Source organism: Streptomyces sp. NPDC005752 (assembly GCF_040630715.1).
GTDB lineage: Bacteria > Actinomycetota > Actinomycetes > Streptomycetales > Streptomycetaceae > Streptomyces.
Genome location: NZ_JBEXYB010000052.1, coordinates 1 through 19,245 on the forward strand (window position 1 = coordinate 1; position 19,245 = coordinate 19,245).

Annotated in this window: 17 protein-coding genes, 5 tRNA genes and 1 pseudogene; 13 read left to right on the forward strand and 10 right to left on the reverse strand. The window is 69.1% G+C overall.

From position 1 onward, the window contains the following. The 8 genes and pseudogenes from ABZ441_RS30675 to ABZ441_RS30710 all read right to left on the reverse strand — a co-directional run. Nucleotides 1-191 (reverse strand): annotated as a pseudogene (locus ABZ441_RS30675) (ATP/GTP-binding protein); the annotation flags it as partial. Continuing rightward, nucleotides 172-837, reverse strand: a complete 666-nt coding sequence (locus ABZ441_RS30680) for a DUF742 domain-containing protein (protein ID WP_358980144.1) — start codon at nucleotides 835-837, stop codon at nucleotides 172-174. The gene ABZ441_RS30680 and the pseudogene ABZ441_RS30675, both read right to left, overlap by 20 nt. 89 nt (nucleotides 838-926) lie before the next feature. Continuing rightward, the gene (locus tag ABZ441_RS30685) at nucleotides 927-1,340 is read right to left on the reverse strand and encodes a roadblock/LC7 domain-containing protein (protein WP_124272100.1); all 414 of its coding nucleotides are present in this window, start codon (nucleotides 1,338-1,340) and stop codon (nucleotides 927-929) included. Between the two features lie 10 nt (nucleotides 1,341-1,350). After that, entirely contained in the window at nucleotides 1,351-4,584 is a 3,234-nt protein-coding gene (locus ABZ441_RS30690) for a nitrate- and nitrite sensing domain-containing protein (protein WP_358980147.1), read from the reverse strand. A 349-nt stretch (nucleotides 4,585-4,933) separates the two neighbouring features. After that, nucleotides 4,934-5,518, reverse strand: a complete 585-nt coding sequence (locus tag ABZ441_RS30695; RefSeq protein WP_358980149.1) for an ATP/GTP-binding protein — start codon at nucleotides 5,516-5,518, stop codon at nucleotides 4,934-4,936. Further along, on the reverse strand, nucleotides 5,499-5,906 hold the full coding sequence (locus tag ABZ441_RS30700) for a DUF742 domain-containing protein (RefSeq protein ID WP_003966010.1): 408 nt from the start codon (nucleotides 5,904-5,906) through the stop codon (nucleotides 5,499-5,501). The genes ABZ441_RS30695 and ABZ441_RS30700 overlap by 20 nt, the downstream gene beginning before the upstream one ends. A gap of 134 nt (nucleotides 5,907-6,040) precedes the next feature. Continuing rightward, a complete protein-coding gene (locus tag ABZ441_RS30705) occupies nucleotides 6,041-6,463 on the reverse strand; it encodes a roadblock/LC7 domain-containing protein (RefSeq protein ID WP_003966009.1) in 423 nt (140 codons plus the stop codon). Continuing rightward, nucleotides 6,464-10,213 (reverse strand): nitrate- and nitrite sensing domain-containing protein, encoded by a 3,750-nt coding sequence (locus tag ABZ441_RS30710; protein ID WP_358980151.1) that lies wholly within the window; start codon nucleotides 10,211-10,213, stop codon nucleotides 6,464-6,466. A 582-nt stretch (nucleotides 10,214-10,795) separates the two neighbouring features. Here ABZ441_RS30710 and ABZ441_RS30715 point away from each other — a divergent pair. From ABZ441_RS30715 to ABZ441_RS30755, 9 genes are all read left to right on the forward strand, one after another. Then, nucleotides 10,796-10,978, forward strand: coding sequence for a hypothetical protein (locus tag ABZ441_RS30715; protein ID WP_358980153.1), 183 nt, complete (start codon nucleotides 10,796-10,798; stop codon nucleotides 10,976-10,978). Nucleotides 10,979-11,104: 126 nt separating this feature from the next. Beyond that, a complete protein-coding gene (locus ABZ441_RS30720; protein WP_014153853.1) occupies nucleotides 11,105-11,881 on the forward strand; it encodes a fumarylacetoacetate hydrolase family protein in 777 nt (258 codons plus the stop codon). Continuing rightward, entirely contained in the window at nucleotides 11,874-13,346 is a 1,473-nt protein-coding gene (gene gltX / locus ABZ441_RS30725; protein WP_358980156.1) for a glutamate--tRNA ligase, read from the forward strand. Before ABZ441_RS30720 ends, gltX begins: the two co-directional genes overlap by 8 nt. 87 nt (nucleotides 13,347-13,433) lie before the next feature. Next, on the forward strand, nucleotides 13,434-14,153 hold the full coding sequence (locus tag ABZ441_RS30730; RefSeq protein WP_358980158.1) for an HAD family hydrolase: 720 nt from the start codon (nucleotides 13,434-13,436) through the stop codon (nucleotides 14,151-14,153). An 85-nt stretch (nucleotides 14,154-14,238) separates the two neighbouring features. After that, nucleotides 14,239-14,310 (forward strand) — tRNA-Gln (locus ABZ441_RS30735). 20 nt (nucleotides 14,311-14,330) lie between these two features. Continuing rightward, a tRNA-Glu gene (locus ABZ441_RS30740) sits at nucleotides 14,331-14,403 on the forward strand. A gap of 60 nt (nucleotides 14,404-14,463) precedes the next feature. Continuing rightward, a tRNA-Glu gene (locus tag ABZ441_RS30745) sits at nucleotides 14,464-14,536 on the forward strand. Between the two features lie 12 nt (nucleotides 14,537-14,548). Continuing rightward, nucleotides 14,549-14,620: transfer RNA gene (locus ABZ441_RS30750), tRNA-Gln, on the forward strand. A gap of 19 nt (nucleotides 14,621-14,639) precedes the next feature. After that, a tRNA-Glu gene (locus ABZ441_RS30755) sits at nucleotides 14,640-14,712 on the forward strand. Between the two features lie 173 nt (nucleotides 14,713-14,885). On the opposite strand, the gene ndgR is transcribed toward ABZ441_RS30755, so the two are convergent. Beyond that, complete coding sequence (gene ndgR, locus ABZ441_RS30760; protein WP_024490257.1) at nucleotides 14,886-15,602, reverse strand: IclR family transcriptional regulator NdgR; 717 nt, start codon at nucleotides 15,600-15,602, stop codon at nucleotides 14,886-14,888. Between the two features lie 173 nt (nucleotides 15,603-15,775). Between ndgR and leuC the strand changes: the two genes are divergently transcribed. The 4 genes from leuC (at nucleotide 15,776) to ABZ441_RS30780 (ending at nucleotide 18,960) form a co-directional block, all read left to right on the forward strand. After that, a complete protein-coding gene (gene leuC, locus ABZ441_RS30765) occupies nucleotides 15,776-17,239 on the forward strand; it encodes a 3-isopropylmalate dehydratase large subunit (protein WP_358980161.1) in 1,464 nt (487 codons plus the stop codon). 5 nt (nucleotides 17,240-17,244) lie between these two features. Then, complete coding sequence (leuD, locus tag ABZ441_RS30770) at nucleotides 17,245-17,838, forward strand: 3-isopropylmalate dehydratase small subunit (RefSeq protein WP_358980163.1); 594 nt, start codon at nucleotides 17,245-17,247, stop codon at nucleotides 17,836-17,838. Nucleotides 17,839-17,942: 104 nt separating this feature from the next. Then, nucleotides 17,943-18,170 (forward strand): hypothetical protein, encoded by a 228-nt coding sequence (locus tag ABZ441_RS30775; RefSeq protein WP_205022623.1) that lies wholly within the window; start codon nucleotides 17,943-17,945, stop codon nucleotides 18,168-18,170. Between the two features lie 142 nt (nucleotides 18,171-18,312). Further along, nucleotides 18,313-18,960 (forward strand): HU family DNA-binding protein, encoded by a 648-nt coding sequence (locus ABZ441_RS30780; RefSeq protein WP_358980165.1) that lies wholly within the window; start codon nucleotides 18,313-18,315, stop codon nucleotides 18,958-18,960. A gap of 80 nt (nucleotides 18,961-19,040) precedes the next feature. Here ABZ441_RS30780 and ABZ441_RS30785 read toward each other — a convergent pair whose 3' ends face one another. Next, a complete protein-coding gene (locus tag ABZ441_RS30785) occupies nucleotides 19,041-19,244 on the reverse strand; it encodes a hypothetical protein (protein WP_358980167.1) in 204 nt (67 codons plus the stop codon). Nucleotide 19,245 lies beyond the last annotated feature (1 nt).

Consider the following 19,245-nt stretch of genomic DNA (forward strand, 5'->3'; position numbering starts at 1 on the left):
TTGTCCCCGGTGTGGGTCAGGTCGTCGATGCCCGCGGACGCGGACGTCATCACGGCTTCGGTGCGCAGCGGATTGATCTCCGAAACGGCACCGACAAACGTGGTCTTACCCACGCCGAAGCCCCCTGCCACCACGATCTTCGCCGAGGTAGTGGAGCGGGCCGCTCCGCCGCTAGAGCTTGCGAAGTCCACTGAGCACCCTTTCGAGCAGTGTCACATCTGGTTGGCCGCCGGCGGTCTCGTCGCCGCCGGGCTGATGGATAGCGACGAGTCCGGCCTCGGCCAGGTCGGCGACGAGGATCCGGGCAACGCCGAGCGGGATCGAGAGGAGGGCCGACACCTCGGCCACCGACTTGATCTCGATGCAGAGCCGGCAGATCCGCTGGTGCTCGGGCAACTGCCCTTGCAGCCGGGCCGGATCGGCCGTGGTGCTGACCAGCGCCTCGATGGCGAGCTGGTAACGCGGCCGTGTCCGGCCGCCGGTCATGGCGTACGGACGGACCAGCGGGTTGTGCGCAGCGGGCATCGGAGGCTCCGGGGCCTGCCGCTGGACCGGCTGGATGCGCGACGGCGGCGTCTCGTAACCCCGCGGCGGCTGCTGCTGGTACTGCTGCTGCCACCCGGAACCGGGCTGCTGGGACTGCTGCTGCCAGTCGCCGCCCTGCGAACCCTGCTGGGGCTGCTGGTAGGGCTGCTGGTACGGCTGGTAGGGCTGGTACGGCTCTTGCGCGCCCTGTCTGCCGGGCATGGAGGGGTTGCCGAAACGGTTGTTGTCGCCCTGCTCACCCGGAACCCGCTGACCACCCTCGTACGGGTGTCCGCCTGTGGGTGCTGCCACGTTTCCTCCTCCGCCTGCCGGTCGCCATCCCAGTGGTGCCGCGCCACCGCACCTTATGGCGCGGTGGCGAGAAACGCACTGTCTGTCTATTAGTTAAGAAGACTTCCCTGGAGTTCGGCGCGGAGATCCGGGGTGAGGACACTTCCTGCACGGTCCACGAGAAGCGCCATTTCGTACCCAACCAGACCGATGTCGGCATCCGGGTGGGAGAGGACGGCGAGTGAGGATCCGTCAGAGATGGACATGATGAAGAGGAATCCTCGCTCCATCTCCACAACGGTCTGATTCACGGCGCCGCCCTCGAAGATCCGGGAGGCACCCGCGGTCAGCGACGTCAGACCGGAGGCGACAGCCGCCAGCTGATCGGCGCGGTCCCGTGGGAAACCTTCGGACATCGCCAGCAGGAGTCCGTCGGCGGAGACCACCACCGTGTGCGACACCCCAGGGGTGTTGTCCACGAAGTTGGTGATCAACCAGTTCAGATTCTGCGCCGCCTGGCTCATCGGGCTCACACTAACGCTCCTGGTTGTAGGTATTACTCGTGTCCGTGCCCGCGGTACGTCCCCGCAGGACACCACGGCGAAGGTTGCTCAACCTGCCCCGTACGTCCTCGGGAGCGCGGGAGACCTGTGGGCCGCCCTGCTGGGTCTGCTCCGCCGTGCCCTCGACCAGGTTGGCCTTGGGCACACGCCGGGGGAGTCCGGAGGGGGTGATTCCGCCGGCCTTCGGATCCCGGAGCTTCTCGGCCCGCACCCAGCGCTCGTCGTTCGCCGAGCGCCAGTCGTCGGGGCCTTCCCCGTCGGTGGGTTCCGTCGCCTTCGGCTGTTCCGGCTGCGGCCGCTGCCGCTGTTCCGGCGGGGCAGGCTGATCGTTTCCGCGGCCGGTGGGCTGCCAGTGCTGCTGGCCGGCACCCCGGCGCGGGAGGCCCGCCTCGGTCAGGTCCGGACCCGGGTTCGGGGTGGCCCCCGGGCGGTCGAAGCCTACGCGCTCCCCGGTCTCCGCGGGAGTGCTCGGCAGCGATTCCGCTTCGGGCTGCGCCAGCGGCTCGAAGGTCCCCTGGTAGGAACCCTGATCCGCCCATTCGCCCTGGTGGGAAACGCCGTCCTGCGGAGCGAACTGGTCGGCGTGCTGCTCCTGCCGGCCGTCCGGAGCGGCGTACGAGGACTCCGCATAGGAGTTCTGCTGCTGCGGGTCCTGGTAGCCGTTCCCCGCGTACGGGTCGTAGCCGCCCTCGTAACCGGGCTGCGCGTACTCCTGCTGCCCCTGGGTGTACTGCCCGGGGGCGTACTGCTGCTCCTGGCCGTACTGCTCCGGCGTGAACTGCTGCTGGGGGTGCTGGGGGTGCTGGGGGAAGCCCTGCTGCTGCCCCGCGCCGTCCGCCTGGAACGGCGGATGCCCGCCGCCCGTCTGTGCCTCCAGCGCGGCCCGCCGCTCCTCACGCATCAGCGAACGGTTGACCGGGTCCAGCTGCGGGGAGTCCGCGGCCGGCGTCTCGTAGCGCGAGTCGTCGAAGCCGAGCTCCGCCGCCGTACGCATCGGGAGGGGCTGAGGCATCGGGTCGAAGGACTGCTGCTGCTGTTCGGGCATGATCGAGGAGACGGTGAAGTCGCTCTCCTGGGCCGACTCGCCACCGCCGCCACCGTGGGTGATGGCGTCCGGCAGCATGACCAGCGACGTGGTCCCCGCCTGCTCGCCCGAAGGGCGCAGCTGGACGCGGATCCCGTGCCTGTCGGCCAGCCGGCCGACCACGAAGAGACCCATCCGCTGGGACACCGCGGCGTCCACGGTCGGGGGATTGGCCAGCTTGTGGTTGATGTCCGCGAAGTCCTCGGCGGTGAGGCCGATCCCCTTGTCGTGGATCTCGACCATGACGCGGCCGTCGGGCAGCCGGGTCGCGGTGACCCGGACCTTCGTCTGCGGAGAGGAGAACGTGGTGGCGTTCTCCAGCAGCTCGGCCAGCAGGTGCACGAGGTCGGTCACCGCCTGGCCGTGGATCTCGCTCTCCGGCACACCGGTGAGTTCGACGCGCTCGTAGGACTCCACCTCGGACGAGGCGGCCCGCAGGACGTCGACCAGCGGCACCGGCTGGTTCCACCGCCGGCCGGGCTCCTCGCCCGCGAGGACGAGGAGGTTCTCGCCGTTACGGCGCATACGCGTGGCCAGGTGGTCCAGCTTGAAGAGGCTCTCCAGCTGGTCCGGGTCGGCCTCGTTGTTCTCCAGGTCGGTGATGAGGGTCAGCTGGCCCTCGATGAGCGACTGGTTGCGGCGCGACAGATTGGTGAAGATCGCGTTGACGTTGCCCCGCAGCATGGCCTGCTCGGAGGCGAGCCGGACGGCCTCGCGGTGCACCTGGTCGAAGGCGCGGGCGACCTCGCCGATCTCGTCCTGGCTGTTGATCGGGATCGGCTGCACACGGGTGTCCACCCGGCCCGGCTCGGTCCGCGACAGCTGGTCGACCAGCATCGGCAGCCGCTGCTCGGCGATACCGAACGCGGCCGTGCGCAGCTGCCGCATCGAGCGGCTCATCTGGCGGGCCATGAGACCGGCGATGATGAAGGCGGCCAGCAGCGCGACGAGCACGATCGCGGCGTTGATGACGGCGTCGTTACGCGCGTCGGTCGAGATCTCCGCCGCCTCGGCCACGGCCTTGTCGACGAGCTCGTTCTCGACCGTCGTGTAGCCGTCGAACTTCGCGGTGGACGCGGCCATCCAGGTCTCGGGGGTGATCCCCTTGGCCTTCAGCTCGGCCGGCTGCTTGCCCTGGCCGATCTGCTGGGCCATGCCGTCGAAGACCGAACCGTCGATGCTCGGCGGCGCCACGAAGGGCTTGCCGGCTGCCTTGGCCTGCGCCGCGGCGGCCTTCATCTGCTTGGCCCCCTCGGCGGCCTTCCCCGCCATGACTTCCTTGAGCCGGGCCGCGTCGGCCTCCGTGCCGCCGGAGACGAACTCACCGAGGGCGATCTGCTCGAGGTAGTTGTAGGAGCTGAACGCCGTGACCTGGCCGTTGAAGTTGCGCTCCTCCTGGCTCGGACGCACCAGCAGGTGCATGCCGATCGAGCGCTGAAGCGATTCGGCGGCCTTGGCCAGCTCGATCGCGTACACGGTCCGGCCGTAGCTGGTGATGTTGCCCGTCCCGAGGCCGAGCTCGTTGGAGAACTCCATCAGCGAGTGCTGGACCTTGGTGTAGCCCTCTTCCGTCTTCACCGGGTCCATCGCCTCGGCGTAGGCGGCCTTGCGCAGCTCGGGAAGGAGCGGCTCCTCCACCTTGAACAGCTTCAGACGCCGATGGAGACCCGCCTTGTCCGGCATGTTCTGCACGGCGTCGTCAAACTTCGACGCGGCGCTGTCCGTGGTGGCGCGGACCTTCTCCACCTCGGCGGCGGTGCGCTTGTTGGAGAGCAGGGGCTGAGCGGTGAGGTCACGCTCGTTCAGCAGCGCCTGTCCGTACTCCGCGGCCGCGCGGACGACCAGGGCCGTCTTCTCGGCGTCCTGGGCCTCGTTCCAGGTGTCGACCGAACCCTTCACCTGGAAGCCGCCCATGATCAGACCGACGAGCGCCGGGATCAGGAGGATGGCGTTCAGCCGGGTGGGCACCCGCCAGTTGCGGGGTGACAGCCGGTTGGTGCTGCCACCCGCCGGTTCCGCTTCGGACGACGTGTCCGCAGGCGGGGACACCGCTGCGCGCTGCGGAGGCGTGAAGTTACCCCGCTCCGGCTGCGCCGCGGAGCCCTCGTTGCTTCGCCTCACTCGACCAACAACCTCTCGGCGTCGGCACCTACGTTGTGCCGGATTATCGTTCAGGGCCCGTACTACTGGGTAGTTCGAGGCATTGCAGCACGCGGACCGGCCGCGTTCCAAACAGTCGGAATGCGTGATTCCGGCTGAGGCCGCTTGAAGATAAAACGGGCATAAAGAGCGAGCCCCGTCAAAAGGCGAGGCTCGTATGAGCGCAGCGGTACCGGTCGTGTGCGCCGGGTGTCGATCGACCCCTGATTCTCTGTCGAAATGTTATGAAGGCGGGGGCGGATCGTGTCAAAGGACACAGGCCGCCCCCGCCCGACTACAGCAACTTCCGTAGATCACTTCCGACTTACGGCTACTTCAGCCGGGCCATCAGTGCGTGCTCGACCAGTGTGATCAGTGCGCTCTTGGCGTCCGCACGGTGCCGGGCGTCCGTGATGAGGATCGGGGTGTCGGGGCCGATCTGGAGTGCCTCGCGTACTTCGTCGGGAGTGTAGGGCTGGTGTCCGTCGAAGCCGTTGAGGGCGATGACGAAGGGGAGGCCGCTGTTCTCGAAGTAGTCGACCGCGGGGAAGCAGTCGGCGAGGCGGCGGGTGTCGACGAGGACGACGGCGCCGATGGCGCCGCGGACCAGGTCGTCCCACATGAACCAGAAGCGGTCCTGTCCGGGGGTGCCGAACAGGTAGAGGATCAGGTCCTGGTCCAGGGTGATGCGTCCGAAGTCCATGGCCACGGTGGTCGTGGTCTTGTCCCCGGTGTGGGTCAGGTCGTCGATGCCCGCGGACGCGGACGTCATCACGGCTTCGGTGCGCAGCGGATTGATCTCCGAAACGGCACCGACGAACGTGGTCTTGCCCACGCCGAAGCCCCCTGCCACCACGATCTTCGCCGAGGTGGTGGAGCGAGCCGTCGTATTGCCGCTAGAGCTTGCGAAGTCCACTGAGCACCCTTTCGAGCAGTGTCACATCCGGCGCGCCGCCGGCCTCTCCGTTGCCCGGCTGGTGGATGGCCACCATGCCGGCTTCCGCCAGGTCCGCCACGAGGATCCGCGCCACGCCCAGGGGCATGGACAGCAGGGCCGAGACCTCGGCCACCGACTTGACCTCGCGGCACAGGTGGCAGATCCGCTGGTGCTCGGGGAGCAGGGTCCCCAGGTGTGCGGGGTCCGCTGTGGTGCTGACCAGTGCCTCTATCGCGAGCTGATAGCGCGGCCGGGTCCGGCCGCCCGTCATGGCGTAGGGACGGACCAGCGGCTGGTCGCCTTCACCGTCGTACGACGCGTGGTGCAGTGCGCCGTACGGATCAGGTGAGGCGGGTGGCGGGGTCATAAATCCTCCGGGCGTGACAGCAGGGTGTCGGCTTGCCGTCTGAAGGTGGCCGGTGAGGGGCTGTGTCGGCCGGACGGGTGAGGGTTTTGAGTAGTACCTGGGGGGATCGTGTCAGGTGGCTGCCGCATGGCCGGTCAGTGCAGCAGACTTCCTTGTAGTTCGGCTCGGAGATCCGGGGTGAGTACGGTCCCGGCGCGGTCGACGAGCAGCGCCATCTCGTACCCGACCAGACCGATGTCCGCGTCCGGGTGGGCGAGGACGGCGAGCGAAGACCCGTCCGAGATGGACATGAGGAAGAGGAAACCTCTCTCCATCTCCACGACCGTCTGGCTCACGGCGCCGCCTTCGAAGATCCGGGAGGCACCCGCGGTCAGCGACGTCAGACCGGAGGCGACAGCCGCCAGCTGATCGGCGCGATCGCGCGGGAAACCTTCGGACATCGCCAGCAGCAGGCCATCCGCGGAGACCACCACCGTGTGGGACACCCCTGGGGTGTTGTCCACGAAGTTGGTGATCAGCCAGTTCAGATTCTGCGCGGCCTGACTCATGGGGCTCAACTAACGCTCCTGCTGGTGAGTGGGGCCGAGTTGGAAACTATCGGTAGACGGGCCGGTGTTGGCCTGTCGTCCCTGCTGGATGCCCCGGCGGAGATTGGTCAGACGGCCGCGTACGTCATCCGGCGCACGCGAGACCTGAGGTCCGGACTGATGATTCTGCTGCTGAGCAGTGCCCGGTACCAAATTGGCACGTGGGACACGGCGGGGCAGTCCGGAGGTGGTGATCCCGCCGGCGGCGGGCTTCTTGACCCGCTCCGCCTGCCGCACGAGTTCGTCGTTGGGCGAAGCGCGCCACGAACTGGTGGCGCCGGTGTCGGCCGCACCACGCCGCGGCATGGGCGGAGGCGGGGTGTCGGCGTGCGGGGAGGGGAACGGTGCCTGCGGCTCGGCGGCGGGCGGCTGCTGGCCGCCCTGCTGCGGGCCGTGGAACCAGTTCGTCTCCAGCGTGTCGTACAGCGGCGTACGCCCGTCACCGGGACCGGCCGGCGGCAGCCCGTCGGGCTGCTGCGGCAGGGCGGGGCGGCGCGGCAGCTCACCCGCCGGGGGCGCAGGCGGAAGCGGTGCGCCGAAGTCGGGGCTGTCCGAGCGACGTGGCAGCCCGCCGACGGGGGGCACGGGCGGAAGCGGTGCGCCGAAGTCGGAGCTGTCGGGACGGCGCGGCGCGGGCGCGTGCGGGCCTTGGGCGCCGAAGCCCTGGTCCTGCGGCATCGGGGCGTTGAAGTCGGGCCGGGCGAACTGTGCGGTGCTCGCCGGGTCCATGGGCTGCGGTGCCTGATACGCCTGCGGTGCCTGCGGTGCCGAGAAGTCCGGACGGGCGAACTCGGCTGTGGCGCCGGGGCCCTGACGGTCGTTCATCGGCGGACGCTGGTTCGGCGGGCTGAACGGGTCGTTCGGACCGGAGGTGCCCGGCCGGGCGAACCGGCCTGCGTCGTGCTCCTCGTGACCACGCGGTGAGTCCGGCTGCGAGCGCCGGGGCGCACCCTGCTCCTCGACTCCCCAGCTCGTGCCCTGCGGACGCTGGGGCTGGGGGTTGCCGCCGGGCAGTTCGGCCCGAGGTCCGCCGGAGGGCGGAAGCTGACGGCCGGGGCCGCCGGGCTGCTGCGGGCCGCCCTGACCGAGCTGGTTCTGCTGGGGCTGCGGGTTCGGTCGCGCGGGCGGGCCGGAGTGGCCGAAGAGGTTGGGGCGGCCCGAGTCCGCACCGGCCGGGGGGCCCTGCGGGGGGCGTGCGCCCGGACGGGCACCACCGGCGAAGGCACCGGCGAGGCCGCCGCCCTGACGGGTCTCGGGTCGGCCCCGGCCCGGCAGTCCGGGATTCTGCTGGCTGTTGCCCAGCGGTCCGGAGCCCTGCTGCGGCGGACGCTGTCCGCCGTCGCGCGAGGGCAGCGCGGCCCGGGGGGCCGAGCCCGCACCGACCTGGCCGCGCGGGGCTGGTGCCCCGACGCCCTTGGCGGGAGCGGACGCGGGGCCGGCCAGACCGCCCGCGGCGGGGGAACCGGCGCCGGCGAGGAGCCCGCCCGGGGCGCCGCCCTGCTGTCCCTTGCCCTGCTGTCCCGGCTTGGGCGGCAGCTTGCCGCCCTGCGCGACCTCCATGGGCAGCATGACCAGCGCGGTCGTACCGCCGGAGTCGGAGGGGCGCAGCTGGATGCGGATGCCGTGACGCAGGGACAGCCGGCCGACCACGAACAGACCCATGCGGCGGGACACCGAGACGTCCACGGTGGGCGGCGAGGCGAGCCGCTCGTTGATCGCTGCCAGGTCCTCGGGGGAGAGGCCGATGCCGGTGTCGTGGATCTCGACGAGCACACGGCCGTCGGGCAGTGCGTGACCGGTGACCCGGACCTTCGTCTGCGGCGAGGAGAACGACGTGGCGTTCTCCAGCAGCTCGGCGAGGAGGTGCACGAGGTCGTTGACGACGCGGCCGGCGACCTCGGTGGCGGGCACCGCGGACAGTTCGATGCGCTCGTACTGCTCCACCTCGGACGCGGCGGCACGGAGCACGTCGACCAGCGGCACGGGCCGCGTCCACCGGCGGCCGGGCTCCTCGCCCGCGAGGACGAGGAGGTTCTCGCCGTTACGGCGCATACGGGTCGCGAGGTGGTCGAGCTTGAAGAGCGAGGACAGCTGGTCCGGGTCGGCCTCGCGGGACTCCAGTTCGGAGATGAGCGAGAGCTGGCGCTGGATGAGCCCCTGGCTGCGGCGCGAGAGGTTGGTGAACATCGCGTTGACGTTCCCTCGCAGCAGCGCCTGCTCGGCGGCCAGCCGGACCGCCTCGCGGTGCACGTCGTCGAAGGCCGCGGCCACCTGGCCGATCTCGTCCCGGGAGTGCACACCGACGGACTCGACGGAGGTGTCGACGTCCTGCGGGTCCGTCTCGGAGAGCTGCCTGACGAGCTCGGGCAGCCGGTCCTGGGCGACCCGGGTCGCGGTGTCCTGGAGCCGCCGCAGGGAGCGGATCATGGACCGCGCCACGACGAAGGCGCCGACCAGCGACACACCGAGGACGATGAGGATGATCGCACCGTTGAGGATCGCGTCGCGCTGCGACTCCTCGCGGAGCTCGCGGGCCTTGCTCTCCATCTCACCGAGGAGTGTCTCCTCGATGGTCTTCATGGCCTGGATCTTGTTGGAGCTCTGGTCGTACCAGTCCATGTACGTACGCGTCTTGCCGCTGCCCTCCATGCCCAGAGGGCTGTCGAGCACCTTCTTCGCGTACATGTCGGCGGCGGTGATCTCGGGATTCCCGTTGTCCAGCGGCGCAAGGAGCTCGGCGGAGCTCTTGCCGGTGGACTCGTAGGTCGTCTCGAAGGTCTTGAGGGTCGTGCTGGCCTTGTTGAGCGCGTTGCGGCCGAACGCCTGGTCGTTGTCGTTCAGGTGCGTCTTGTCGCTGTCACCGCCGGGCAGTGCCGCGGCGATGATGGCCCGCTCGACGGAGGCGTACTCCTTCGAGGAGGAGAAGGCGGCCAGCGCGCGGGTGCGCTTGATCATTTCAGGGTTGCTGGTCGCCTGCGCCATGTCCTGCGACAGGCTCAGCAGCGAGGTGATCAGCTGGCTGTACTGGTCGACCGTGTTGAGACTCGGGCTGTCGCCGGCGTACGCGTCCTTGCGGATGCTGGTGATGTTGCCCAGCTGCGTGCCGATCTGGCTGACGCTCGCGTGGATGCTGTCCAGCGCGGCGTCGCCGGGGGTGTTGCCGATCTCGTCCGTGGCCTCGAAGAAGGCGGCCTTGGCGCGGTCGGTGCGCTCACGGGGCTGGGTGACCTTGTAGTCGGTGGCCTTCACGCCGTTGGACAGCGGGCCGGCCGACTTGTCGCGCTCCTCCTGGAGTGCGTTGGCGAGCGCGGTCGCCTGCTTGGTCATCTTCGTGAGCAGCTGCATGTGCTCCAGCTGGTCCATGTCGTTCATGGACTCGTTGATGCGCAGTCCGCCCAGGGTGGTCGCCGCGACCACGGGGAGGGCGAGCAGGGAGACCAGACGCGTGCTGATGCGCCAGTTGCGCAGGGCTGCGCGGGAGCCGGCGGAGGGGAGACCTGCCGGCTTGGGAGCAGCGGCGGCGTCCGCGCCGCTGTCGCCCGCTGTGCCGCTCGTCGTGCCGGAGCGCTGTGCGCGGTCACCGGCGGCGGGATTCTGGGCGTGCTGGGGCGAGGAACCGCGGTCGTTCCCGCCGCGCGGCTCCTGCTCAGCCGGGGTTTCCCCTCGGCCCTGGCGGGGCTGGGGCGACCCCGCGCCATCCCTCTTGAAACGTCCCTGCACTAGCGTCGCAACCTCTGGACCAGGCGTCCCTCCGCGCGTGGCGCGGCTGAACGGTGTCGGCGTCGTGGGGCGCTGGACGCGCCCCAAGGTGGTCGTGAGTGACCGGCGTACTTCCCCCTCCCGCCACCACTCGGCGCTGCGTTGCGCCCCTGCGCACTGGGCCTGAAACCCGCGGCGGTGCGTGGAATTCCAGCACAGTGAAGGATCTCCAACAAGGCCCCCGTACCGGGCTGTGACCTGGATGACACGGTGTGATGACCGAGTGACAAGGCGTATAGCGTGTTCATGGTCAAAACGGGTAATTAGGGGTGGGGTCCTCGGGGGTGGCGGGTGTCCCAGTCGCCATGATCGGGAGCGGAATAGCAGATTCAGTGACGTAATGTCTGGTTTGTATCCGAAGGTCAACTGCCCTTAATGTGCGCTTTGTCGGCAAGTTCGTGAGCAAACTCACACGATGATCGCCGTCTCATCCCGGCCGTGGCGGGGAATCGGATGTTTAGCCTGGCGCCTTACAGGGATAGAGAATCCGAAAACCGGCGCCCCCCCCGGGCGGCGCCCCAGCGACAAGGGTCCACACGGCAGATGAAGACGACGATGATTTTCCGCAACATCGCCAACCCCCGGCGTACGACGCTGGCGCACCTCGAGGACGCCGAAGCGCTGCGGAAGCCGGAGCAGCGGGAGCACACCGTCGACCTGCCCACCCAGACGGCCAACCCGCGCCGCACCATCCTCATGGTCGCCCCGGTCACGGCGGCGGAGTAGCGGCCGTACCGGCCACGACGCGTCCGCGGGCCCCTCACCCGCGCCCTCGCCCCGCCCCGTCCGGTGGAGCGATAGCCTGGAGCGTCAGTCTTCAGCCAGCCAGCAAGTGAGGGGCGACAGCATCCCGTGCGCATCGCCAGGTTCTCCATCGACGGCAATGTCGCCTTCGGCGCGGTCGAGGGCGACAGCCCCGACAGCCTCGTCCTCGACATCATCAAGGGCATCCCGTACACCGACTTCGAGCTCTCCGGGACCAAGGTCCCGCTGAAGAAGGTCCGGCTGCTGCCGCCCGTGCTCCCCAACAAGGTCGTGGCCATCGGCCGCAACTACGCGGAACACGCCGCCGAGATGGGCAACGAGGTCCCCGATGTGCCCGTCGCCTTCTTCAAGCCGACCACCTCGGTGATCGGTGCGGGTGACTCCATCGAGTACCCCTCCTTCTCCGAGGAGCTCCACCACGAGGCCGAGCTGGCCGTGGTGATCGGCCGCATGTGCCGCGAGGTTCCGCGTGAGCGTGTCAAGGACGTCATCTTCGGCTACACCTGTGCCAACGACGTCACGGCACGCGACGTCCAGCGGCGCGAGAGCCAGTGGGCCCGGGCGAAGGGCTTCGACACCTCGTGCCCGCTCGGCCCCTGGGTGGAGACCGACGTCGACCCCGGTGACCTGGCCATCCAGGCCACGGTCAACGGCGAACAGCGTCAGCTCGGCCGGACGAGCGACATGGTCCGCTCCGTCGAGGACCTGGTCGTCCACATCACGGAAGCCATGACGCTGCTCCCGGGCGACGTGATCCTCACCGGGACCCCCGCAGGGGTCGGGCCCCTGCACGTCGGCGACGAGGTCGCCGTCACCATCGAAGGCATCGGCACTCTCACCAACAAGGTGATCAAGCGTGGCTAACCCCCCTGTCCGTGTACGTTTCTGTCCCTCCCCGACCGGTAACCCCCACGTGGGCCTGGTCCGGACGGCCCTGTTCAACTGGGCCTTCGCCCGGCACCATCAGGGCACCCTGGTCTTCCGTATCGAGGACACCGACGCGGCCCGTGACTCCGAGGAGTCCTACGGGCAGCTGCTCGACTCGATGCGCTGGCTCGGCCTCGACTGGGACGAGGGCCCCGAGATCGGCGGCCCGCACGAGCCGTACCGCCAGTCGCAGCGGATGGACCTCTACAAAGACGTTGCCGCCAAGCTCCTGGACGCCGGGCACGCGTACCCCTGCTACTGCACCACCGAGGAGCTCGACGCCCGTCGCGACGCCGCCCGCGCGGCCGGCAAGCCGTCGGGCTACGACGGCCACTGCCGCGACCTGAACGACGAGCAGAAGGCGGCGTACGAGGCCGAGGGCCGTACCTCGATCGTCCGCTTCCGGATGCCCGACGAGGCGATCACCTTCACCGACCTGGTCCGCGGCGACATCACGGTCCAGCCGGAGAACGTCCCGGACTACGGCATCGTCCGCGCCAACGGTGCTCCCCTCTACACCCTCGTCAACCCGGTCGACGACGCCCTGATGGAGATCACCCACGTCCTGCGCGGCGAAGACCTGCTCTCCTCCACCCCGCGCCAGATCGCCCTCTACCGGGCGCTCATCGAGCTGGGCATCGCCAAGGACACCCCGGCCTTCGGTCACCTCCCGTACGTCATGGGGGAGGGCAACAAGAAGCTGTCCAAGAGGGACCCGCAGGCCTCGCTCAACCTCTACCGCGAGCGCGGCTTCCTTCCCGAGGGACTGCTCAACTACCTCTCGCTGCTGGGCTGGTCGATCGCCGAGGACCGCGACATCTTCGGCCGCGACGAGTTGGTGGCCGCGTTCGACATCGCCGACGTCAACGCCAACCCGGCGCGCTTCGACCTGAAGAAGGCCGAGCACATCAACGCCGAGCACCTGCGCATGCTCGACGTGAAGACCTTCACCGAGGCCTGCGGCCCCTGGCTGAAGGCCCCCTTCGCCCCCTGGGCGCCCGAGGCCTTCGACGCCGAGCAGTTCGCCGAGATCGCCCCGCACGCCCAGACCCGGGTGACGGTCCTCTCGGACATCACGGCCAACGTCGACTTCCTCTTCCTGGACGAGCCCGTCGAGGACGAGGCGTCCTGGGCCAAGGCCATGAAGGAGGGCTCCGACGCCCTGCTGGTCACGGCCCGCGCCGAGCTGACGGCCGCCGAGTGGAACGCCGAGGCACTCAAGACGGCCGTCCTCACCGCCGGCGAGAAGCACGGCCTGAAGCTCGGCAAGGCGCAGGCCCCGGTCCGCGTCGCCGTCACCGGCCGCACGGTCGGTCTGCCGCTCTTCGAGTCCCTGGAGATCCTGGGCCGCGAGAAGACGATCGCCCGCATCGACGCCGCGCTGGCGAAGCTCGCCGCGTAGCGACTGGATGCCCGTGACGGGGTGGCCGCCCGAGCCGGGGCGGCCACCCCGTCGGCATACGGCGGCCGTGCCGGTAATCTGGCGGGCATGCCGATCCGAGCGGTTCTCTGGGACATCGACGACACGATCTTCGACTACTCCGGGGCGGACCGCACCGGTATGCGCAAGCACCTGGAGAACGAGGGCTTTCCCGAGGGATACCTCACTCTGGAGCGCGCCCTCGACGCGTGGAAGGCCGTCACGGACGTGCAGTGGGCGCGTTTCGCGGCCGGGGAGACGGACTTCCAGGGGCAGCGGCGGGAACGCGTACGCACCTTTCTCGCGCGGCCGCTCAGCGATGCCGAGGCCGATGACTGGTTCGGCCGGCACGCGGCCCACTACGAGGCCGCGTGGGCGCTCTTCCCGGACACCGTGCCCGTTCTCGACCGACTGGCGGGAAGCTTCCGCCACGCCGTCCTGTCCAACTCCAGCATCCACAACCAGGACCGGAAGCTGCGCGCCCTCGGTATCCGGGACCGCTTCGAGGCAGTGGTGTGCGCCGTGGAGCTGGGAGTCTCCAAGCCGGACGCGGGGGCGTTCCACGCCGCCTGCGAGGTGCTGGAGCTCGAACCGCACCACGTGGCGTACGTCGGCAACGAACCCGACATCGACGCGGGCGGCGCGGTGGCCGCCGGTCTGACGGGGATCTGGCTGGACCGCGACGGACAGGGCGGGCGTCCCGAACTCGTACGGATCACGGGGCTGGACGAGCTCCCCGGCCTGCTGGCGGGCGATACCCGTTTTGGAGCGCCGGACACCTTCAGGTAATGTTCTTCCTGCGCCGCCCGAGCGGGACGAAAAATCCGAACAGGCAGCGCAGACAGAAACAGAACCCCGAGGGGTTGCGTTTCAGTGGGCTATGGTGTAATTGGCAACACTACGGTTTCTGGTACCGTCATTCTAGGTTCGAGTCCTGGTAGCCCAGCGCAAGTCAGCAGTAACCACGCCCCCGTTGTGTAGCGGCCTAGCACGCTGCCCTCTCACGGCAGTAGCGCCGGTTCGAATCCGGTCGGGGGTACAGATCCTTCCCGCGAGAACACCTGGGTCGCACCCACGTTTTCGATGCAGGATCGCTAGGGCCCCCGTTGTGTAGCGGCCTAGCACGCTGCCCTCTCACGGCAGTAGCGCCGGTTCGAATCCGGTCGGGGGTACTTGTCACACCATGGGCTATGGTGTAATTGGCAACACTACGGTTTCTGGTACCGTCATTCTAGGTTCGAGTCCTGGTAGCCCAGCGCAAGACCGAAGTAACAAGCCCCCGTTGTGTAGCGGCCTAGCACGCTGCCCTCTCACGGCAGTAGCGCCGGTTCGAATCCGGTCGGGGGTACAAACGGCAAGTACAGAAGGCCCTTCACTTCGGTGGAGGGCCTTCTGCGTATGCGTGGTGAATGGGCCCGTCGGTGTCCGCCTGCGGAGAGGAAGGCGCCCATCTCGTGGGTTCGGCAGGTGAATTGGGCCGCCACGACGCTGGGGCGGCCAGGGGAGGGGAAGCGTGAGGAGTCAGCCCGTGCGGCGCAGCGCCTCGCTCAGACGTGCCGCCGAGTCGATGATCGCCTGGGCGTGCATCCGTCCGGGATGACGGGTGAGCCGCTCGATCGGGCCGGAGACCGACACCGCGGCGACCACCCGGTTCGAGGGGCCGCGGACCGGGGCCGAGACCGAGGCCACACCCGGCTCGCGCTCACCGATCGACTGTGCCCAGCCCCGACGCCGTACGCCGGAGAGGGCCGTCGCCGTGAACCGGGCGCCCTGCAGGCCCCGGTGCAGACGCTCAGGTTCCTCCCACGCCATCAGGATCTGTGCGGACGAGCCCGCCTTCATGGTGAGTGTGGAGCCGACCGGCACGGTGTCCCGCAGACCGGAGAGCCGCTCCGCCGCCGCCACGCAGATCCGCATGTCGCCCTGCCGCCGGTAGAGCTGGGCGCTCTCGCCGGTGATGTCACGGAGATGTGTGAGTACGGGTCCGGCCGTCGCGAGGAGGCGGTCCTCGCCGGCCGCGGCCGCGAGTTCCGACAGCCGGGGGCCGAGAATGAAACGGCCCTGCATGTCCCTCGCCACCATGCGGTGGTGTTCGAGTGCCACGGCCAGTCGGTGTGCCGTGGGCCGTGCGAGCCCTGTCGCCGCGACCAGCCCGGCGAGGGTGGCCGGACCGGACTCCAGGGCGCTCAATACCAGAGCTGCCTTGTCGAGAACGCCGACGCCACTAGAGTTGTCCATACGACGATACTCGCGTCTCACTCTGTGAAACGCAAGTTCAATTTTCCCTGGAAGTTGCGAACCTGTACATGCGGTCGTACAACGGCCCGCAGCCACCGCCCCGCTCGGGGGTCCGGACGGAGGCACCCCAATCTCTAGTTGGGCCGGCGAAGACGCCGGCCGGAGGGAAAGCGATGGGTAGGACACTCGCGGAGAAGGTCTGGGACGACCACGTCATCCCCAAGCTCTCGACCACGCTCGACCAGGGGAGCCCCCACTGGCGCGCCGATGGCGAGCCCGACCTCCTCTTCATCGATCTGCACCTGCTGCACGAGGTGACCAGCCCGCAGGCGTTCGACGGCCTGCGCCAGGCCGGCCGGCCGGTGCGGCGCCTCGACCTCACCATCGCCACCGAGGACCACAACACCCCGACCCTCGACATCGACAAGCCGATCGCCGACCCGGTCTCCCGTGCCCAGCTGGAGACCCTGCGCAAGAACTGCGCGGAGTTCGGTGTCCGGCTGCACCCGCTGGGTGACGTCGAGCAAGGCGTCGTGCACGTGGTCGGCCCGCAGCTCGGCCTGACGCAGCCCGGGACCACGGTCGTCTGCGGCGACTCGCACACCTCCACCCACGGCGCGTTCGGAGCGCTGGCCTTCGGTATCGGCACGAGCCAGGTCGAGCACGTCCTGGCCACCCAGACGCTGCCGCTGGCCCGCCCGCGCACCATGGCGATCACCGTCGAGGGCGAACTCCCCGACAGTGTCACCGCCAAGGACCTGATCCTGGCCATCATCGCCCGGATCGGCACCGGCGGCGGCCAGGGCTACATCCTCGAATACCGCGGCTCCGCCATCGAGAAGCTCTCGATGGAGGCCCGGATGACCATCTGCAACATGTCGATCGAGGCCGGCGCCCGTGCGGGCATGATCGCCCCCGACGAGACCACCTTCGCCTACCTGCGGGGCCGTGACCACGCCCCCGAGGGTGAGGACTGGGACGCCGCGGTGGAGTACTGGAAGACGCTGCGCACCGACGACGACGCCGTCTTCGACGCCGAGGTCGTCATCGACGGCGCCGCACTCGCGCCGTTCGTCACCTGGGGCACCAACCCCGGTCAGGGAGCACCCCTGTCGGCGAACGTCCCCGACCCCGCTTCGTACGAGGACGCCTCGGAGCGCCACGCCGCCGAAAAGGCCCTGGAATACATGGGGTTGACCGCCGGTCAGCCGCTGCGCGAGATCGACGTGGACACGGTGTTCGTAGGGTCCTGCACCAACGGGCGCATCGAGGACCTGCGTAACGTGGCCTCCATCATGGACGGCCGTAAAGTCGCCGACGGTGTACGGATGCTGGTCGTCCCCGGTTCCGTCCGGGTCGCCCTGCAGGCGGTCGAGGAGGGGCTCGACAAGGTCTTCACCGCCGCCGGCGCCGAATGGCGGCACGCAGGCTGCTCGATGTGTCTCGGCATGAACCCCGACCAGCTGGCCCCCGGCGAGCGCTCCGCCTCCACCTCGAACCGGAACTTCGAGGGCAGGCAGGGCAAGGGCGGCCGCACCCACCTGGTCTCCCCGCAGGTCGCCGCCGCCACCGCCGTGCTGGGCCACCTGGCCTCGCCCGCCGATCTGTCCGACGTCCGTACGCCCGCCGGAGTCTGAGAGCCATGGAAGCATTCACCGCACACACCGGCCGGGCCGTCCCGCTGCGCCGCAGCAACGTCGACACCGACCAAATCATTCCCGCGCACTGGCTGAAGAAGGTCACCCGCGACGGCTTCGAGGACGGCCTCTTCGAGGCGTGGCGCAAGGACGGGGACTTCGTCCTCAACCGCCCCGAGCGCAAGGGTGCCTCGGTGCTGGTCGCCGGCCCCGACTTCGGCACGGGATCCTCGCGTGAGCACGCGGTCTGGGCCTTGCAGAACTACGGCTTCAAGGCAGTCATCTCCTCCCGTTTCGCTGACATCTTCCGTGGCAACTCGCTGAAGAACGGTCTGCTGACCGTCGTCCTCGACCAGCAGGTCGTCGACAGGCTGTGGGAGCTGACCGAGGCCGACCCGACGGCCGAGGTCACCGTCGACCTGGAGAAGCGGCAGGTCCTTGGCGACGGCTTCACGGCCGACTTCGAGCTCGACGAGAACGCCCGCTGGCGACTGCTGAACGGGCTCGACGACATCAGCCTCACTCTTCAGAACGAAGCGGACATTGCGACTTATGAGGCGGCCAGGCCGTCCCACAAGCCGCGTACGATTGATGCCTGAGCAGCGCTTTTCCCGAACTGCGCCCCCTGCCGGAAGGCAGGGGGCGCAGTCGCTTGTTGAGACCCCCTCGGGCGACAACTCGCCCCAGATGGCACAATCGGTGCATGGAACGCGACAGCCAACTCGAGCTCTATGGCCAAGTCGCCGACCGACTGAAAGAAGCGCACGCAAAGGTGCGCTCACTGCAAGTCCCGGAGGGCGTACGGATGGCGCTGTCCCGGAAGCTGCTGGTCGTCACGGCCGCGGCTAAGCACGATCTCCCAGGCGCGGCAAGGCGTCTGGACCGGTTGATGAAGGACCTCGATGAGGGCCGATTCCCCGAAGGTGACTGACTCTGCGGACAGCGCAGCGGTCGACTTCGTTGCGGCACTAGGGTGATTAGCCCGTTTCGTGTTTGATTTGCGGTATATATCTGCCTAACGTGCGAAAAAGCCTGAACAGTTTCGTTCGGGCAATGTCTCCGAAGGGGAAGACGTGAACAAGGCGCAGCTCGTAGAAGCGATTGCCGACAAGGTCGGAGGCCGTCAGCAGGCCGCGGACGCCGTCGACGTGGTCCTCGACGCGATCGTCCGTGCGGTCGTCGCGGGAGACCGTGTCTCGGTCACCGGCTTCGGCTCGTTCGAGAAGGTCGACCGCCCCGCCCGCTACGCCCGCAACCCGCAGACGGGCGAGCGCGTACGGGTCAAGAAGACCTCCGTCCCCCGCTTCCGCGCGGGACAGGGCTTCAAGGACCTGGTCAGCGGCTCCAAGAAGCTCCCCAAGAACGACGTGGCCGTGAAGAAGGCCCCCAAGGGCAGCCTCTCGGGCGGTTCTTCCACCCGTACGACGGCGAAGGCGGCCGCGAAGAAGGCCACCGCCAAGAAGGCCACGGCACGCAAGGCCACGGCGGCCGCGAAGAAGACGGCACCGGCCAAGAAGACCACCGCCAAGAAGACCACTACCGCGGCGAAGAAGACCACGGCGGCGGCGAAGAAGGCGACCCCGGCGAAGAAGACGGCCACGAAGAAGACCGTCGCCGCCAAGACGGCGCCCGCCAAGAAGACCACGGCGAAGAAGGCGCCCGCGAAGAAGACCACGGCACGCAAGACCACAGCCAAGAAGGTCACCGCACGCAAGAAGTGAGACCGGGCACCGCTCGTTCTCCTACGCGCCGGGCCGGGCTCCCCTCGGGGAGCCCGGCCCGCGGGCTGTTCAGACCCCTCTCAGAGGGTCTGCAGCGTCACCAGGGTGATCCGCGACGAGGCGCCCTCGCCCTCGGTCTCGATCCGCACCCGCTGCCCCGGCCGCAGCAGCCGCAGCCCGCCCGCGTCGAACGCCGCCGCGTCGAAGTCCACCGGGGTGCCGTCGTCGAGGAGCACGCTGCCGGTACGGGTCTCGGGGTCGTACGTGAACGAGGTCGCCTGCATG

Excerpts from the sequence above, each read along its gene's own strand:
- ABZ441_RS30685 (WP_124272100.1), bottom strand. The coding sequence starts at position 1,340 with ATGAGCCAGGCGGCGCAGAATCTGAACTGGTTGATCACCAACTTCGTG.
- ABZ441_RS30700 (WP_003966010.1), bottom strand. The coding sequence starts at position 5,906 with ATGACCCCGCCACCCGCCTCACCTGATCCGTACGGCGCACTGCACCAC.
- ABZ441_RS30715 (WP_358980153.1), top strand. The coding sequence starts at position 10,796 with ATGAAGACGACGATGATTTTCCGCAACATCGCCAACCCCCGGCGTACG.
- ABZ441_RS30730 (WP_358980158.1), top strand. The coding sequence starts at position 13,434 with ATGCCGATCCGAGCGGTTCTCTGGGACATCGACGACACGATCTTCGAC.
- ndgR (WP_024490257.1), bottom strand. The coding sequence starts at position 15,602 with ATGGACAACTCTAGTGGCGTCGGCGTTCTCGACAAGGCAGCTCTGGTA.
- leuC (WP_358980161.1), top strand. The coding sequence starts at position 15,776 with ATGGGTAGGACACTCGCGGAGAAGGTCTGGGACGACCACGTCATCCCC.
- leuD (WP_358980163.1), top strand. The coding sequence starts at position 17,245 with ATGGAAGCATTCACCGCACACACCGGCCGGGCCGTCCCGCTGCGCCGC.
- ABZ441_RS30775 (WP_205022623.1), top strand. The coding sequence starts at position 17,943 with ATGGAACGCGACAGCCAACTCGAGCTCTATGGCCAAGTCGCCGACCGA.
- ABZ441_RS30785 (WP_358980167.1), bottom strand. The coding sequence starts at position 19,244 with ATGCAGGCGACCTCGTTCACGTACGACCCCGAGACCCGTACCGGCAGC.